The 13,659-nt window shown below is 65.7% G+C and carries 15 protein-coding genes; 7 read left to right on the forward strand and 8 right to left on the reverse strand.

Annotation, left to right across the window (positions count from 1 at the left end):
* Positions 1–53 precede the first annotated feature (53 nt).
* Genes N7640_RS17870 through N7640_RS17885 form a run of 4 tightly spaced genes read right to left on the reverse strand, consistent with a single transcriptional unit; the run spans position 54 to position 3,506 of the window.
* Positions 54–395, reverse strand: a complete 342-nt coding sequence (locus N7640_RS17870; RefSeq protein WP_220814895.1) for a cupin domain-containing protein — start codon at positions 393–395, stop codon at positions 54–56.
* A 14-nt stretch (positions 396–409) separates the two neighbouring features.
* A complete protein-coding gene (locus tag N7640_RS17875) occupies positions 410–1,816 on the reverse strand; it encodes an FAD-binding oxidoreductase (RefSeq protein ID WP_279905109.1) in 1,407 nt (468 codons plus the stop codon).
* Positions 1,817–1,861: 45 nt separating this feature from the next.
* On the reverse strand, positions 1,862–2,683 hold the full coding sequence (locus N7640_RS17880) for a helix-turn-helix domain-containing protein (protein WP_279905108.1): 822 nt from the start codon (positions 2,681–2,683) through the stop codon (positions 1,862–1,864).
* 43 nt (positions 2,684–2,726) lie between these two features.
* Positions 2,727–3,506, reverse strand: coding sequence for an AraC family transcriptional regulator (locus N7640_RS17885; protein WP_279905107.1), 780 nt, complete (start codon positions 3,504–3,506; stop codon positions 2,727–2,729).
* 222 nt (positions 3,507–3,728) lie between these two features.
* Between N7640_RS17885 and N7640_RS17890 the strand changes: the two genes are divergently transcribed.
* Genes N7640_RS17890 through N7640_RS17900 form a run of 3 tightly spaced genes read left to right on the forward strand, consistent with a single transcriptional unit; the run spans position 3,729 to position 6,010 of the window.
* Positions 3,729–4,667 (forward strand): triacylglycerol lipase, encoded by a 939-nt coding sequence (locus N7640_RS17890; RefSeq protein ID WP_279905106.1) that lies wholly within the window; start codon positions 3,729–3,731, stop codon positions 4,665–4,667.
* Positions 4,668–4,719: 52 nt separating this feature from the next.
* Positions 4,720–5,745 carry a lipase secretion chaperone gene (locus N7640_RS17895; RefSeq protein ID WP_279905105.1) on the forward strand — a complete coding sequence of 342 codons (1,026 nt, stop codon included), beginning with the start codon at positions 4,720–4,722 and terminating at the stop codon, positions 5,743–5,745.
* Between the two features lie 40 nt (positions 5,746–5,785).
* Positions 5,786–6,010, forward strand: a complete 225-nt coding sequence (locus tag N7640_RS17900) for a DUF2970 domain-containing protein (RefSeq protein WP_220814869.1) — start codon at positions 5,786–5,788, stop codon at positions 6,008–6,010.
* Positions 6,011–6,013: 3 nt separating this feature from the next.
* Here N7640_RS17900 and N7640_RS17905 read toward each other — a convergent pair whose 3' ends face one another.
* Positions 6,014–7,066 (reverse strand): ABC transporter substrate-binding protein, encoded by a 1,053-nt coding sequence (locus N7640_RS17905; protein WP_279905104.1) that lies wholly within the window; start codon positions 7,064–7,066, stop codon positions 6,014–6,016.
* A gap of 483 nt (positions 7,067–7,549) precedes the next feature.
* Between N7640_RS17905 and N7640_RS17910 the strand changes: the two genes are divergently transcribed.
* Complete coding sequence (locus tag N7640_RS17910) at positions 7,550–9,208, forward strand: nitrite/sulfite reductase (RefSeq protein WP_279905103.1); 1,659 nt, start codon at positions 7,550–7,552, stop codon at positions 9,206–9,208.
* A complete protein-coding gene (locus N7640_RS17915; protein ID WP_279905102.1) occupies positions 9,192–9,689 on the forward strand; it encodes a DUF934 domain-containing protein in 498 nt (165 codons plus the stop codon). Before N7640_RS17910 ends, N7640_RS17915 begins: the two co-directional genes overlap by 17 nt.
* A 61-nt stretch (positions 9,690–9,750) precedes the next feature.
* On the opposite strand, the gene pabB is transcribed toward N7640_RS17915, so the two are convergent.
* On the reverse strand, positions 9,751–11,094 hold the full coding sequence (pabB, locus tag N7640_RS17920) for an aminodeoxychorismate synthase component I (RefSeq protein WP_279905101.1): 1,344 nt from the start codon (positions 11,092–11,094) through the stop codon (positions 9,751–9,753).
* Positions 11,095–11,481: 387 nt separating this feature from the next.
* Between pabB and N7640_RS17925 the strand changes: the two genes are divergently transcribed.
* The gene (locus tag N7640_RS17925) at positions 11,482–11,760 is read left to right on the forward strand and encodes a hypothetical protein (RefSeq protein WP_220814873.1); all 279 of its coding nucleotides are present in this window, start codon (positions 11,482–11,484) and stop codon (positions 11,758–11,760) included.
* Between the two features lie 373 nt (positions 11,761–12,133).
* Here N7640_RS17925 and N7640_RS17930 read toward each other — a convergent pair whose 3' ends face one another.
* Entirely contained in the window at positions 12,134–12,268 is a 135-nt protein-coding gene (locus N7640_RS17930) for a hypothetical protein (RefSeq protein WP_279905100.1), read from the reverse strand.
* Positions 12,269–12,376: 108 nt separating this feature from the next.
* Here N7640_RS17930 and N7640_RS17935 point away from each other — a divergent pair, with 108 nt between their 5' ends.
* Positions 12,377–12,952 carry a YqaJ viral recombinase family protein gene (locus N7640_RS17935; protein ID WP_279905099.1) on the forward strand — a complete coding sequence of 192 codons (576 nt, stop codon included), beginning with the start codon at positions 12,377–12,379 and terminating at the stop codon, positions 12,950–12,952.
* Between the two features lie 127 nt (positions 12,953–13,079).
* Here N7640_RS17935 and N7640_RS17940 read toward each other — a convergent pair whose 3' ends face one another.
* Positions 13,080–13,646, reverse strand: a complete 567-nt coding sequence (locus N7640_RS17940) for a hypothetical protein (protein ID WP_279905098.1) — start codon at positions 13,644–13,646, stop codon at positions 13,080–13,082.
* Between the last annotated feature and the right edge of the window lie 13 nt (positions 13,647–13,659).

Here is a 13,659-nt window from a genome sequence, read left to right on the forward strand (position 1 = left end):
GGGGGTTACCTCGTCGATTGTTCTTGTTAGGCAGTGACTCGGGGCTGCGCCGATCAATAGATCAGCACGAAGGTCTTCCTGACGGTTTCCTGGATGTCCCACACGCCGGTGGTGTTGGCCGGCATCATCAGCGCGTCGCCGGCGCGGATCTCGATCGGCTCGCCGCCGTCCGGGGTGAAGGTGCAGCGACCGGCGATGAAGTGGCAGAACTCCTGTTGCACGATCTGCCGGCGCCAGCGGCCGGGGCTGCACTCCCACACGCCGGCCTCGACGCCGTCGGCGCGCTCGACGCCGTGGCTGCGGGTCACGGCATGGGGCTCGCCCAGCGGCACGGCCACCGGGTTGACGTCTTCCAGGGCCATTTCGGCGGTGTTCTTGAAGTGGTCGATGTTCATCGGTTTCTCCGTGGTCATTTCATGAAGCCCTCCATCAAGCCCGCCACGCCCAGGGCCAGGCGGCGGCGCCAGGGGGCGCTGTGGGGATCGGCCAGCACCCGGTCCTCGTGGACGAAGCTGCGGATGATGGCGTTGTAGCCCAGCCAGCGGCACGGCTCCGGCTCCCAGCCGGGCAGGCGTTCCAGGCCGGAATCGGCGTGGACCCAGGGCTGGCGGGTCAGCTCGTTGTCCTGGCCGAGGATCAGCGCGGCCAGGGTGCGGCCGCCCAGGTTGCTGGCGCCCACGCCCTCCCCGCCGTAGCCGCCGGACAGGGCGATGCCGTTGCGCGGATCGCGCAGCATGTGCGGCTGGAAGCGCCGGGCCATGCCCAGGTTGCCGCCCCAGGCGTGGGTCAGGCGCACGTCGCGCAGCTGCGGGAACAGCTCGCCCAGCAGGTAGCGGCGCAGCTCGCGCTCGTCCTCGGTCAGGTTGAAATCGCTGCGCAGGCGGCCGCCGAAGCGGTAGCCGCCGCGGGCGCCGAACACCAGGCGGTCGTCGGCGCTGCGCTGGCCGTAGGTGACCTGGCGACTGGCCTCGCTGAAGGCCTGACCGCGCTCCAGACCGATCTCGGCCCAGACGGAGGCCGACAGCGGCTCGGTGGCGACGATCAGGCTCTGCACCGGCAACTGGTGCCGGCCCAGTGGCGGCAGGCTGGCGGCGTAGCCCTCCACGGCCGGCACCACCCAGTCGGCCTGCACGCTGCCGCTGGCGGTACGCACCAGGCCGCGCTGCCAGTCGATCACCCGGCTCTGCTCGTACAGCTCGACGCCCATGGCCTCCACGCAGCGAGCCAGCCCGCGGGCCAGTCTGGCCGGCTGGAGCGTGGCACAGTGCGGGCTGTACAGCGCGCCATAGGGATTGGCCACACGCAGTTGCTCGGCCAGCTCCGCCGGCTCCAGCCAGCGGTAGTCGTCCTCGCCCAACCCCAGGCCACGCAAGTGCCGCAGGTGCTCCTGCAGGCCACTCAGCTGTTCGGGGTAGCGCGCGGCGCAGTAGAGCACGCCGCCCTTGCGCAGGTCGCAGGCGATGCCTTCGCGCGCGGTGACGTCCGCCACTTCGTCGGGAATGCCGTGCAGCAGGTCGAAGGCCGCCCGTCGCGCCTCGGCCGGCAAGCAGGCCAGCAGGCGATCCTCGCCGAGGATGTTGCCCATCAGCCAGCCGCCGTTGCGCCCGGAGGCGCCGAAGCCGGCGATCTCCGCCTCGAGCACGACGACGCGCAGCTGCGGCGCCTGGCGCTTGAGGTAGTAGGCCGTCCACAGGCCGGTGTAGCCGGCGCCGACGATCACCACGTCGGCACGCAGGTCGGCCTGCAGGCTCGGCCGCGCCGCCAGGGGCTCGTCGAGCTGGTCCATCCACAGGCTGATATCGCGCCACGGGCTCATCGGGGTCTCCATCGTCGGTTGATCGACAGAGACTAGTCAGCCGGCTCAGGACTTGTCTTGCGTGCGGGCCCGCGAGGAAATTTGCCGGAGATAGGCCCGGGGCGTCATGCCCAGGCGCTCGCGGAAGCACTTGTAGAAGGCCGACAGCGAGTTGAAGCCGGCGGCGAAGGCCAGGTCGTCCACCCGGCCCGGGTCGCTGCCCGCCTCCAGGCCATCGAGCAGGTGCTGCAAGCGGGCCTGGTTGACGTAGCGGTAGAAGCTCTGGCCCAGCACCTGGTTGAGCAGGTGGGAAATCTGGTTGCGGCTGTAGCCGGTGGCGGCGGCGACCTGCTGCAGGTCCAGTTCGGGGTCGAGGAACGGCTTGTGGCGCTGGAAGTAGTCCTGCAGGTCCTGGGCCAGCAGGCCAAGCTGACGCGCGGACAGGCCCAGGCGGCTGGTCGCCGGACGCGCCAGGGCGCCTTCGCCGCCGCAGCGGGCCTCGCGCACCAGGGTGGCGTACTCGTTGATCCGCCAGATCAGCCCGTCGCGCACGGTGATCGCCTCGCCGGTACGGAACGACACCAGCCCCTCGCCGCCCAGCACACGGGTGCGGTACTGGATGAAAGCGGTGTGACCGTCGATGCGGATGCGGTCGAGGTGCTCCAGCAGCTCGCCAGGGCGCCGCGGCAGGTTGTTGCCGACATACTCGCGCAGGTCGCCCAGGCGCATGGTGCGCTGCTGGAAGAAGTCGTTGTACTCGATGTCCGGGTGGTACAGCGCCAGCACCGCCTCAAGGTCGCGGTGCTTCCAGCTCAGGTGGTAGCGCAGGATGGTCTCGCGGGTGCGCTCGGTCTGCGCGGCGTCGTCGGGAAAGTCGCTGTCGTGCATGGCGGTTCGGCGGGCTGGGGACCCGCGCAGCTTGCCCGATTCCTCAGCCGGCGAACAGGCGGATGCCGCGCGGCTGGGCCAGCGCCGCCGAGGGACTCATGCCGATGATGGTGCGGAAGGTGTGGCTGAAATGCGCCGAGTCGGTGAAGCCGGCGGCCATCGCCGCATCGGTCAGGTTCATGCCGCGGGCCACGCCGACGCTGGTGACGAACAGCCGGTGCCACTGGCGGTAGCGGCGGATGGGAATGCCGATCTTCTGCCGGAACAGCTGGGTCAGGCGCGGCACCGACAGCCCCACCTGCTCGGCGAGGAACTCGATGGACTGGTTGCACGCCACGTCGGCCTTGATCAGCTGCACAGCCCGGACGATGCGCGGGTCGCAGGCGAAGCCGGGCGGCGGCCGCTGCTGTGGGTTGATCAGCCGCTCCAGCCAGTCGTAGGCCTCCGGGGGCGACGCGATACGCCGGTGCAGGTCGTCGAAGTCGGCGATGCAGGCCGCCTCTTCGCCCAGGGCGAAGTGCACCGGCCCGTGGCGGCTCTCCATGCGTGGCAGCAGCAGGGCGTGGTCCTCGCCGAACACATCCAGGTAGATGATCGCCACCCGCGAGCCACGGCTGTCCACGACCAGGTCCAGGCCCGCGGGCAGCAGGGCACTGCGGCAGGCCAGTTCGTTGTCGCGGCAATGGATCGCCAGCTCGCCGTCGAGGGCGACCAGCAGCATGGCGGCGGCCTGCGACAGGCGCAGCGGCTCGTCGAAGGCACTGAGGTAGAAGGTGCGCTTGTCCCACAGGTAGAGCAGGACCGGGGCATCGCTCGGAGGCATGGACGTCTCTCGCCCTGTTCTTGTTTTTGTGGGCGGCAGGGTTACCACAGGCGCGCCGGCGATGAAAGTCCATCTGCCAACGGCGTCGCAATAATTCGCGTGCCGCCCGGGCGATTTCATCAGTTCTTACAAGCCGACCCTGTGCGCGAGTGTTTTCATGGCCGCCACCTCCGCTGCTGTGTGCGGAGCCACAAAAACAAAAACGAACACACAGGTACCCCCATGAAGAAGCTGCTGATCCCGGCGCTGGCCACTCTCGGCCTGTGCGCCACCCTCCCTGCGCAGGCCAACACCCAGTCGCAGACCAAGAACCCCATCGTCCTCGTCCCAGGCATCTTCGCCTTCGACACCATCGCCAGCGTCGACTATTGGCACCAGATCCCCAGCGCCCTGCAGAGCCAGGGCGCCAAGGTCCACGTGCCGAAGATCAACGCCTTCGACAGCTCGGCCAAGCGCGGCGAATCGCTGATCGCCCAGCTCGAGCAGATCCGCGCCAGCTCGGGCGGCAGCGTCAAGAAGTTCAATCTGATCGGCCATAGCCAGGGCGGCATCACCGCACGCTATGTGATGAACACCCGCCCCGACCTGGTGGCCTCGGTGACCACCCTGAACTCGCCGCACAAGGGCTCGCCGCTGGCCGACCTGGTCACCGGCGTCGCACCGACCGGCAGCCTGAAGGGCGTCGCCTTCGACGTGTTCACCAACGCCGTGGGCAACCTGGTCAACCTGCTGTCCAACAACCGCAAGAGCCCGTCGGACGTGCGCGCCATGCTCGCCGAGTTCAACAAGCCCGGCGCCACCGCCAACAACCAGCGCTACCCGGTTGGCGTGCCGACCAGCGCCTGCGGTGAAGGCCCGGAGACGGTCACCCTCAACGGCAACAGCATCCGCCTGTACTCGCTGAGTGGCACCGCGCCCCTGACCAACGTGTTCGACCTCTCCGACCCGCTGTTCGCCGTCACCTCGCTGGCCTTCAGCGAAGCCAACGACGGCGTCACCGGCCGCTGCTCCAGCCACTTCGGCAAGGTGCTCAAGGACAACTACACGATGAACCACCTGGACATCAACAACCAGGTGCTGGGTCTGGTGTCGCTGTTCGAAACCAACCCGAAGACCCTCTACCAGAACCAGGCCAACCGTCTGAAGAACCTCGGTCTGTAAGCCGCGCGGGCATGGCCAGGCACTGCGCCATGCCCGCCGCGAGGAGTGCTCGATGTCCAGCAGAATCATCCTGGCCGCCCTGGCCGTCGGCGCGACGGTGGTCGGCAGCACCTTGCTGCTGTATCGCCCGCAGCCCGCTACCCCCATCCAAGCCGAATCCCCTTCGCCGGCCGCCATGCCCGCGAACGACGAGCGCAGCCGCCAGGCCAGCGCCCTCAACCACCAGTTGCGCAAGACTCAGGCCGCCGCCCTGGCCGATCCGGGCCCGCTGCCACCCTCCCTGCAAGGCGCCAGCCATGGCGTGATCCTCGGCATGGATGCGCAGGGCAACCTGGTGCTGCAGTCCGACCTGCTGCACCTGTTCGACTTCTACCTGGCCGGCCGCGAGGAAGAAGGCCTGGACAAGGTACTGACCCGCATACACCGGGACCTGGCCGCCCAGCTGAAAGGCAACGCCCTGAACCAGGCGCGCGACCTGCTGAGCCGCTACGTGGATTACCGCATCGCCCTGCAGAACCTGCCCGAGGCCGGCATCGCCCTGGATGCCGACGCTCTGCGCCAGCGCCTGGACGCGCTCAACGCCACGCGCCAGCAGTATTTCAGTGCCGAGGAATACGCCGTGTTCTTCGCCCGCGAAAACGCCGAGGACGAATACGCGGTGCAGCGCCTGGCGCTGGGCCAGCAGAAGGACCTCAGCGAGGAGCAGCGCCACCAGGCCATCACCGAACTGGAACAGCAATTGCCCAATGAAGTTCGCGAGACCCGGGCGGCCAGCACCCGCCATGGCGACCTCTATGCCGCGACCCAGGCCATGCAGGCGCGAGGCGCCAGCGCCGAGGAAATCCGCCAGCTGCGCGAACAGGAACTGGGCAGCGAGGCCGCAGACGCCCTGGCCGAACTGGACCGCCAGCAGGCCGCCTGGCGGCAGCGCCTGGTCGACTACGCCGCCGAGCGCAACCGCCTGCGCGCCGCGGGGCTCAGCGACACCGACCTGCAGGCGGCCGTCGCCGAGTTGCAGGCGAGCCGTTTCGACGCGCTGGAGCGCAAACGGGTAGAGGCACTGGACGCGGAGCTGTAAATCCCACCGCCTGGGCTAAGCTGAGCCCAGGAGGTGTCCGATGGACCAACAGAACGACGACAACAACAAGCCGCTGACCTTCCGCGAGATGCTGCAGAGCGTGCTGGCCGCCGCCATCGGCGTACAGAGCGGCAAGAACCGGGCGCGCGACTTCGAGCGCGGCAAGCCGATCCACTTCATCCTGCTCGGCGTGCTGTTCACTTCGGTGTTCGTGCTGCTGCTGTTCGCGCTGGTCAGGCTGGTGCTGCACCTGGCCGGGGTCTGAGGCTCAGCGCAACAGGCTGTCGATCGAGCAGGAATAGGCATTCATGGCCCGATTGCGGGTGGCGCTGAAACGGCGGAAGTCCAGACCCAGGTCGGCACTGCCGATCCGCTTCAGGAGTTTCTTCGCCTGCCCCGCATCGACCAGGCGCAGCAGGCGGGCCATCTGGTCCTTGCCACCGCGCTCGGCGAAGTCCAGCCCGGCGGCGTGATCGTGCAGCATCACCAGCGCGCAGCCACCGAGAATGAAATGGCCGGTGGCGAGCGTGCCGATCCTGCCGTCCATGCGTGCCCGCAGCGCGCGTTCGGAATTGTTCAGCGCCGTGTAGGCGAGATGCCTGCCCTGCTCTTCCGCCGCCTGCATGGCACCGAAGGCCATCTCGTCATTGGCCGACCAGACCAGGGCCACATTCGGATAGCGGGGCAACAGAGCCCCGGCCTGCTCGTAGGCGCGCTGCCGGCTCCACTCGCCGTAGAGCAGCTGGCGCAGGCGCACCTGGGGCCGCTCCGCCAGGGCGCGGTGCAATCCCTCTTCCCTCAGGGTGGCGGAAGGCGTGTTCTTCACCCCGGAGAAAGCCACCAGTTCGCTTCCCTCACGCGCGCCCTTGAGCAGATCACGCGCCATCAAGTAGCCGGCCTCCTCGTCGTTGGCGACCAGACTGCCGATCCAGTTGGCGTACTTCTCCCGGCTACCGCCGGCCAGCCGCTGCTGCTCCACGGTGAGCGTGCTGTGCAGGGTGAACAGGCGAATGCCGCTGTCGGCCAGCAGGCGGAGAATCTCCGGGCCGAGATACTGCTCGTTGGAAAACAGCAGGTAATCGGGCTTGCGCTTGCGTTCGAGCAGGGCACGGGCGTTGCGCAGGACCGTCTCGTTGTCGCGCTCGCCGTAGAGCACCTCCAGCTCCATGCCCAGGTCGCCAGCCGCATCCTGCATGTAGCGGCTGTAGTCGACCCAGAAGCTTTCGCTGGAATAGCCGGGGTTGAAGAAGACCACGGAGGTGGCCTGCACCGGGGCGCAGAAGGCGCTGAAACAGAGGCACAGGAAAATACGGAACGACAATTCGTGAATCCGGATTCGGCAGTAGGCGGCGGAGTATACAGCGCCACTGTCGATCAGGGGTCTCGTCGATCCGCGCGGGCAGGCAGCCGGAAGCAACGCCTGGCTCTCGACGCAGGCTCCGGCTTGTCGACGGGATTACTGGTGGCTGACCCAGAACACGGCGGTACTCACCACCAGCACGATCAGCGCGAGTATCGCCCAGGCGTCTACGACGCTGTCCTTGTCATCAGAGACTGAATGCTTGGTCATGGCTACACCTTTCTTGTGGTTATTGGGTGTCACCACAGTTAAGACCAGGCTCGCCGTCGCCTCAAGCCGATTCGCTTATCTAATTTAGCTATGTACTTATATGGAAACTTCACTTTTTCCCATATTTACGAACTGGTATCTTCCCCAGCCTGAATAAAGAGCGCGTTTACCGTGCGCGCGAGAAAAAACCATCGCTGCCTGATGAAGCAGTAGCCTGACCTCCACAGGACACCTATGTACGTATACGACGACTACGATCAGCGGATCGTCGAGGACCGCGTCAAGCAGTTCCGCGACCAGACCCACCGCTACCTGGCCGGTGAGCTTTCCGGCGAGGAGTTCCGCCCGCTGCGCCTGCAGAACGGCCTCTATATCCAGCGCTACGCGCCGATGCTGCGCATCGCCGTGCCGTACGGCCTGCTGAACTCCACCCAGGTGCGCAAGCTGGCGCAGATCGCTCGCGACTACGACAAGGGCTACGCCCACATCAGCACCCGCCAGAACGTGCAGTTCAACTGGCCGGAGCTGGAGGACGTGCCGGAGATCCTGGCGGAGCTGGCCACCGTGCAGATGCACGCGATCCAGACCAGCGGCAACTGCATCCGCAACACCACCACCGACCAGTTCGCCGGCGTGGCCAAGGACGAGATCGTCGACCCGCGCCCCTGGTGCGAGATCATCCGCCAGTGGTCCACCTTCCACCCCGAATTCACCCACCTGCCGCGCAAGTTCAAGATCGCCGTCAACGGCGCCGTAAGCGACCGCGCCGCGGTCGAAGTGCATGACATCGGCCTGGAAGCAGTGCAGAACGAGGCCGGCGAGCTGGGCTTCCGCGTCGCCGTCGGCGGTGGCCTGGGCCGGACCCCGATCGTCGGCAGCTTTATCAACGAGTTCCTGCCGTGGCAGCACCTGCTCGGCTACCTCGACGCCATCCTGCGCGTGTACAACCGCTATGGCCGTCGCGACAACAAGTACAAGGCGCGCATCAAGATCCTGGTCAAGGCGCTGACCCCGGAAGTCTTCGCCGAGAAGGTAGAGGCCGAGTTCGCCCACCTCAAGGATGGTCCGACCACCCTCACCGAGGCCGAAGTCGCCCGCGTCGCCGCCCACTTCGTCGACCCGGCCTACCGCGAGCTGGCCGACCAGGATGCCGAACTGGTCGCCCTCGACGCCCAGCACCCGGGCTTCGCCCGCTGGCGCCAGCGCAATGCCTTCGCCCACAAGAAGCCGGGCTACGTCGCCGTGACCCTGTCGCTGAAACCCACCGGCGTCGCCCCCGGGGACGTCACCGACAAGCAGCTGGAAGCCATCGCCGACCTGGCCGACCGCTACAGCTTCGGCGAGGTGCGCAACAGCCACAACCAGAACATCATCCTCGCCGACGTCGAGCAGCAGCAGCTGTTCACCCTGTGGGGCGAGCTGCGCGAACTGGGCTTCGCCACGCCGAACGTGGGCCTGCTGACCGACATCATCTGCTGCCCCGGCGGCGACTTCTGCTCCCTCGCCAACGCCAAGTCGATCCCGGTGGCCGAGGCCATCCAGCGCCGCTTCGACGATCTGGACTACCTGTTCGACATCGGCGACCTCGACCTGAACATCTCCGGCTGCATGAACGCCTGCGGCCACCACCACGTCGGCCACATCGGCATCCTCGGCGTGGACAAGAAGGGCCAGGAGTTCTACCAGGTCTCCCTCGGCGGCAGCGCCGGTCGCGAATCCAGCCTGGCGCAGATCCTCGGCCCATCCTTTGCCCAGGAGCAGATGGCCGACGTGATCGACAAGCTGATCAAGGTCTACGTCGAGCAACGCACCGAAGAAGAAACCTTCCTCGATACCTTCCGCCGTATCGGGATCGACCCGTTCAAGGAGCGCGTCTATGCAGCGAATCATTAAGAACGGCCAGGTGCTGGACGAAACCTGGCACCTGCTGCCCCAGGACGCCACGCTCGACAGCGTCAGCAACTGCGACGACCTGATCGTGCCGCTGGCCCTCTGGCGCGAACACGCTCACGCCCTCAAGGCCCGCGACGGCGGCCTGGGCGTGTGGCTGGACGCCGGAGAGGAAATCGAGGAAATCGCCGACCAGCTGGACAACTTCCAGGTGATCGCCCTCAACTTCCCCGCCTTCACCGACGGCCGCCACTGCTCCACCGCCTACCTGCTGCGCAACCGCTACGGCTACAAAGGCGAAGTGCGCGCCATCGGCGATGTGCTGCGCGACCAGCTGTTCTCCTACAAGCGGGTCGGCTTCGACGCCTTCGCCCTGCGCGCGGACAAGGACCCCTACGACGCGCTCAAGGCCTTCGAGGACTTCTCCGAGGTCTACCAGGCCTCCACCGATCAGCCGCTGCCGCTGTTCCGCCGCCGCGCCTGACTCGCCTCACCGCCACTCACGCCGGTCGCCGCAATGGCGCCGGCTGGCGGCCGGCTCAACATCAAAGCGCTTCCAGGGTCTGCAGCAGGACCTTCACCTTGGTGATGGACTCCTGGTATTCCGAGCGCCAGTCCGAATCGGCCACGATGCCGCCACCGCCCCAGCAGCTGACGACGCCGTCCTTGACCAGCAGGCTGCGGATGGCGATGGAACTGTCCAGCTCGCCGCGCACATCCAGATAGAGCAATGAACCGCAGTAGAGCGCGCGACGGGTCGACTCCAGTTCGTCGATGATCTGCATCGCGCGGATCTTCGGCGCGCCAGTGATGGAGCCGCCCGGGAAGCTGCCGGCGACCAGGTCCAGGGCATCCTTGTCCGCGCTCAGCTCGCCGGTCACGGCACTGACCAGATGGTGTACGTTGGGATAGCTCTCGAGCGCGAACAGTTCGGGCACCCGCACCGATCCCGTGCCGCAACTGCGCCCCAGGTCGTTGCGCAAGAGGTCGACGATCATCAGGTTCTCGGCGCGATCCTTGGCGCTAGCCAGCAACTCGGCCGCATTGGCGGCATCCTCCGCGGGCGTGGCACCCCGAGGCCGGGTGCCCTTGATCGGTCGCGTCTCCACCCTCCCCTCACTAACCTGCAGGAACCGCTCCGGCGACAGGCTGAGAATGGCATCGCCGCCCTCCAGCGCCTGGAAGCCGGCGAACGGCGTCGGACAGGCAGCGCGAAGCGCGCGGTAGGCGCTCCATGCATCACCTTTGCAAGGAGCCTGGAAGCGCTGGGCGAAGTTCACCTGATAGCAATCCCCCGCCTCTATATAGGCCTGGATACGCTCGATGGCATCGCGGTACTCGCCCTCATCGAGATCGGCACGGAATGGCTGGCGCAACGAGAAGGGCTCGGGCACCGGCCCTGCATCCGACTCGAACAGCGCCACCAAGCGCTCGCACTCTTCCTGCGCCAAGTTCGGGTGAAACACCAGCTGACTGGTCTGGCGCAGATGATCGCTGACCAGCGCCCAGCCATAGAGACCGAAGCGTGCATCGGGCAGGTCCAGATCATCGACGGCATTCTCCGGTAGCCGCTCGAGGCGTCGACCGAAGTCATAGGCCAGATAACCGATCAGCCCGCCTGTGAAAGGCAGTTCGAAACCATCCGGCGCCTCGGCTCGCCCCAGGCGGGCCAGGCCTTCGCGCAAACGCTGAAAGAACGGCCGCGCCGCCTCATCGGCCTGCGATACATAGGTCGCCAGCGGCCAGGCACTGAACAGATCGAAACGCCCCCGCTCCGCCTGCGGCCGGCCAGCGTCCAGCAGCACGGCGCCCGGCTCGCGGCGCACTCTGGAAAAGTACGCGGCAGGATCGGTCCGGTAAGGGAGGGAGTGGACGCGGCAGATGCTCATACTGAGGAGTCGAAGGCTGGGCTTGCGATTGTAGAAGCACGCGAATCAATGAAAAAAGCCCCGCAGACCTGAATCTGCGGGGCTTTCCATAGTGGAGGCCGAGGTCGGAATCGAACCGGCGTACACGGATTTGCAATCCGATGTAAAAACCCTTACCCATCAGTATCTTAGGTAAAAATCATTTCCGCAAGTCAGCCGACGCGCATGCTCTGCATCCCTAGTGCCACGCGGGGCCACCTCGGCGATGCGGAAACGATTTTGCCCCTTCTCGCCCATTCTGGGCAATCCCCCTTCAAAAGCCTCAGGTGAATTTGGTGACAGTGTTTTGGCTTTGAGCCCCGCTTCTATGGAACAGTCTTCTACCCCCCCTCAACAAAGGAAAATGAAATGGGTACGTTGCAACTGTTTTCGATTGGCGTACTGAGCCTCGTAGGCGGCCTAGCGATGGTCACGCTGTATGGCCTGTATTACCTCACGCAGGCGTTTGGCGCATGGACCGGGAGGGGCGAAAAACCGAAGGACCGCCTGAGCTTCTTCATCCCCTTCTCGTTTGCCTTCGGTCTGGCTATAGGCAGCTTCGCGCAGGGCATTTATGACATGAAGCCGGCCTGTGACGCGGCGGGGCAGCCGCTGTTCTTCTGCCTTGCGTCTATCGCCCAGAGCTAACAGCTCGCCTTACAGCCTCAACTAGCCTCCGGTGGTGATGCCGCTGGCATTCGAGGTACTTCCCGGCCATTGCAATATCAGCAAGGATCAGCTCGGCCGGGTCGCCGATGCCATCGTCAACGATCGGCACCGGCGGCAAGCCGGGCACCGCTCCAGCAGGTACTGTTGGTACTCGGCCGGCGACTGAAATCAGTAACCCGAGGGTTTACAACTTCGAGCAACAATTGCTCGCGCAGCCGCTCGCCGTGGACGAGAGGTCAGACTTCCCTCGCCCTCCGGATAATACCGGCGGCCAAACACCCGGACGCCAACCCACATCACCCGACCAATCACCACCGAAGCAACGGCAGCAGCTGCGGCAAGTCCTGGGTTGTCAGCAGCCCAGACCCGCTACACACACCTGCAGGCGCTCGTCCGCCAAGGCCTGGCCGATCTGTTGAGAATAGTCGATGTCGTGGATCTGGCAGCAGTGCGCCCACCAGCCTTCGGGGAACAGGGTACAATACATCACAGAGCCCCTGCGCACTGAATGCTGATGCGGTGGGGCGCGACGGCCAGCGCCACAGCCTCCCGGCTCACCGTGCGTACCTCAGTCGGTAGGCCGCAATAGCGAGCGGTGGCGAAGGCTGAGGCGATCAGGAGGGCGCTGACCGGCGAGGAAGTTGGCCAGCCGTCGGAAGCCGCCCACAACTACGCATTCACACTCGCGGTCGAGCGCATCAGCGGCACCCCACTGGATGGCGGGTTTGAAACCTGGCAGATGAAGCGCGGCCATGAGCTTGAACCCGACGCCAGGATGGAGCACGAGATACAGACCGGTCTGGTGGTACATCGCGCCGGCTTCGTCACCACCGATGACGGCGTGTTCGGCGCCAGCGCCGACGGCCTGATCGGAGAGAACGGCGGCAGCGAGTACAAGTGCTTCCTGGCTCCGGAGAAGCTCCGCGCCTTCCACATCGACAACGACGCCAGCGGCATCATGGATCAGGTGCAGGGCTGCATGTGGATCACCGGACGCAAGTTCTGGCACATCGGCATGTACTGCCCTGCCCTTGAGCCTGTCGGCCGCCAGCTCTGGTGGCGGGAGTTCCAGCGCGATGACGACTACATCGAGGCACTGGAGGAAGACCTGTGGCGCTTCAAAATCCTCGTTGACCAGTACGAGGTGAGGCTTCGGGAGAAAGCAGCATGATCCAGCCCCCACACTTCCGCAGCCACGCAGAACAGCGGGCCATCCTCAGCTGCCCTGCCAGGAGTTGACGTAGGAAAAGCGGCGCCGCCAGCTTAGCTGCAATAAATGGAAAAAGTGATCTCGCCAATTATGAGCCCGAAGCAAAAGCTTCCTCTGCAGCTCGGATCTCCTGCAGAGCCTCCGTAGCCCGATCCTCCCAATACAGCATGAAGGTACTGGAGACCTCCGCAATGTCCTCCTCCGTTAGCCCAGCAGCTTCAAGCGCAGGCTCCATGGATCTGGCAATGGGGTTGCCTGGAACAACGCCTCCCCCCACCGATGACATGCCAGCGGACGAATAGAGCTGCCTTAGCAGGGCAAGCTGTGGAGCTGTGAAGCGTTCTGCGTAGAGCGGAGCAAGCACAGAAACAAAGCGCGCTTTGCTAAATGGCTTCATCGAGGCGTTGGTCAGAATGCGCTTCTGCCCAAGAGTGTATGGCCATGAGCGCAACTCGCTGGCCATCTTGAACTGCCAATCCCACCGCATTGAGCCAAGCATGGCTAGCACAAGCCATTCAGCCTCCATTTGAGCATCGGTCCTCTGACCAAGCTCGCCGCCCCCTTCCAGCCCTAACTGCTGGTCACCCTTGCCCACTGAGCAGCCCGCTGCCACTGCAAATGACAACGCGAAAAGTACTGCTAGAACACCACGCATCTCTCGATCCCTG

Source organism: Pseudomonas sp. GD04015 (genome assembly GCF_029837675.1).
In the GTDB taxonomy this organism is placed as follows: domain Bacteria; phylum Pseudomonadota; class Gammaproteobacteria; order Pseudomonadales; family Pseudomonadaceae; genus Aquipseudomonas; species Aquipseudomonas paralcaligenes.

Excerpts from the sequence above, each read along its gene's own strand:
- N7640_RS17885 (WP_279905107.1), bottom strand. The coding sequence starts at position 3,506 with ATGCCTCCGAGCGATGCCCCGGTCCTGCTCTACCTGTGGGACAAGCGC.
- N7640_RS17915 (WP_279905102.1), top strand. The coding sequence starts at position 9,192 with ATGCAGCGAATCATTAAGAACGGCCAGGTGCTGGACGAAACCTGGCAC.
- N7640_RS17900 (WP_220814869.1), top strand. The coding sequence starts at position 5,786 with ATGGACCAACAGAACGACGACAACAACAAGCCGCTGACCTTCCGCGAG.
- N7640_RS17890 (WP_279905106.1), top strand. The coding sequence starts at position 3,729 with ATGAAGAAGCTGCTGATCCCGGCGCTGGCCACTCTCGGCCTGTGCGCC.
- N7640_RS17870 (WP_220814895.1), bottom strand. The coding sequence starts at position 395 with ATGAACATCGACCACTTCAAGAACACCGCCGAAATGGCCCTGGAAGAC.
- pabB (WP_279905101.1), bottom strand. The coding sequence starts at position 11,094 with ATGAGCATCTGCCGCGTCCACTCCCTCCCTTACCGGACCGATCCTGCC.
- N7640_RS17895 (WP_279905105.1), top strand. The coding sequence starts at position 4,720 with ATGTCCAGCAGAATCATCCTGGCCGCCCTGGCCGTCGGCGCGACGGTG.
- N7640_RS17880 (WP_279905108.1), bottom strand. The coding sequence starts at position 2,683 with ATGCACGACAGCGACTTTCCCGACGACGCCGCGCAGACCGAGCGCACC.
- N7640_RS17940 (WP_279905098.1), bottom strand. The coding sequence starts at position 13,646 with ATGCGTGGTGTTCTAGCAGTACTTTTCGCGTTGTCATTTGCAGTGGCA.
- N7640_RS17875 (WP_279905109.1), bottom strand. The coding sequence starts at position 1,816 with ATGAGCCCGTGGCGCGATATCAGCCTGTGGATGGACCAGCTCGACGAG.
- N7640_RS17925 (WP_220814873.1), top strand. The coding sequence starts at position 11,482 with ATGGGTACGTTGCAACTGTTTTCGATTGGCGTACTGAGCCTCGTAGGC.
- N7640_RS17910 (WP_279905103.1), top strand. The coding sequence starts at position 7,550 with ATGTACGTATACGACGACTACGATCAGCGGATCGTCGAGGACCGCGTC.
- N7640_RS17930 (WP_279905100.1), bottom strand. The coding sequence starts at position 12,268 with ATGTATTGTACCCTGTTCCCCGAAGGCTGGTGGGCGCACTGCTGCCAG.